Here is a 1,512-nt window from a genome sequence, read left to right as displayed (position 1 = left end):
AGGCATATGGGGGGCTGCGTTGTTCTTCAACCTGATGTCCACCATGCTCAACACCTTTGGCATCCAGGCAGGCGTGCGCTTCCTTTTGACCGGCGTGCTGATCATCCTGATCGTCGCTCTCGTGCCGAGGCCTCGCGTCAGATGACATCCGCCACTGACACGCTCGCCAAGCTGTTCGAAACAAAGGCGGTTTCCTTCATCGATCTGACGCATCCGATGAAGCCCGGCATGCCGGTGTGGCCGACGCACCCGCATTATTGCCAGGAGATGGTGGAATCCTATGACCACGGCGACGTCGCCTGTAACCATGCGTTGGCCATGAGCGAGCACACCGGCACGCATTTCGATGCGCCGGTCCATTTCATCCGCGGCGGTGCTGCCATCTCCGGCATTCCGGTCGAGCGTTTCTTCGGCCGCATGGTGACGATCGATGCGCGTGGCTGTCAGCCCCGGCAGGCGGTCGAGCCGGATTCTATCTTTGCTTTCGAGGCCGAACATGGCCGCATACGGCAGGGCGACGCCGTGTTCTTCCATTTCGGCTGGGACCGGCTCTGGGACGATCCGGCTGCGTTTCTCGCCGACTGGCCAGGACTGTCGCGGCAAGCAAGCGAATTGCTGGTCGAGCGCGGTGCGCGCATCGTCGGCTCGGACTGCCTGTCGATCGATTGTTTCGGCAGCGAGGATTTCCCGGCGCACAATACGTTGCTTTCAGCAGGCATCCTGATCGGCGAGAATTTCGCACGGCTTGGTGACTTGCCGCCTTGGTGCTTCCTGATCAGCTTGCCGCTGGCGATCGAAGGCGGTAGCGGATCACCGCTGCGCGCCGTCGCGCTGGTCGAGGGCTAATTCCGGCTTACGAGAAGTCCAGCTGAACCTTGAGCGTTCGCTCCGGTTCCTTCTCGATCAAGTTGAAGGCTGCGCGTGCATCGGCCGCCGCGAACACCTGCGTGATCATGCCTTGCGGATCGAGCCGCTTGTCGGCCAGCCATTCGACGACGCGCGGCAACAGCCGGCGGTTCAGGCGCGAGCCGACGATGGTCAGTTCCTTGCGCACCACTTCCTGCTGGCTGAGGTTGGATGGGGCGTCCGAAAAGCCGAGCAGGCCGATGCGGCCCGCCGGGCTGGCCAGCCGGCAAGCCTCGTCGAGAAGTGCGGGAATGCCGGCGCCGTCAATGACCAGCGTCGGGCCAAGACCGTCATTTTCACCGCGCACCGCGGCCGGCACGGGATCGCGCACAGAGTGGATCACCCTGTCGGCACCGAAGCGGAGCGCTCGCTCCAGGCGGGCTTCGTCGATATCGGCAACGATGCACCGTGCGCCCTTGAGTTTGGCGACCTGCAGGACAGTGACGCCGACCGTGCCGGCGCCATAGATCAGCGCTGTGTCCTCGGGTCCGCAACCGGTACGATCGAGCACATTGGCGGCGATGGAAAACGGCTCGGCCAGTGCCGCCAGCCCAAACGGCATATCCCTTGGAACCGGTATGACATTTGCCGCCGGCACCGCGACGA

Annotated in this window: 1 protein-coding gene and 1 pseudogene (1 of these 2 running past the window's edge); one reads left to right on the top strand and one right to left on the bottom strand. The window is 63.6% G+C overall.

What is annotated here, in order from left to right; all coding sequences use genetic code 11:
• Positions 1-141 precede the first annotated feature (141 nt).
• Complete coding sequence (locus tag EOC06_RS40160) at positions 142-846, top strand: cyclase family protein (RefSeq protein ID WP_164898580.1); 705 nt, start codon at positions 142-144, stop codon at positions 844-846.
• A gap of 7 nt (positions 847-853) precedes the next feature.
• Here the strand turns inward: EOC06_RS40160 and EOC06_RS14600 are convergent.
• A pseudogene (locus EOC06_RS14600) lies at positions 854-1,512 on the bottom strand (alcohol dehydrogenase catalytic domain-containing protein); it runs 313 nt beyond the window's last position.

The sequence above is a fragment of the Mesorhizobium sp. M7A.F.Ca.MR.362.00.0.0 genome, assembly GCF_004023175.1.
In the GTDB taxonomy this organism is placed as follows: domain Bacteria; phylum Pseudomonadota; class Alphaproteobacteria; order Rhizobiales; family Rhizobiaceae; genus Mesorhizobium.
The sequence above is the reverse complement of the archived record's forward strand: the minus strand, read 5'-3'. Positions and strand labels throughout refer to the sequence as shown.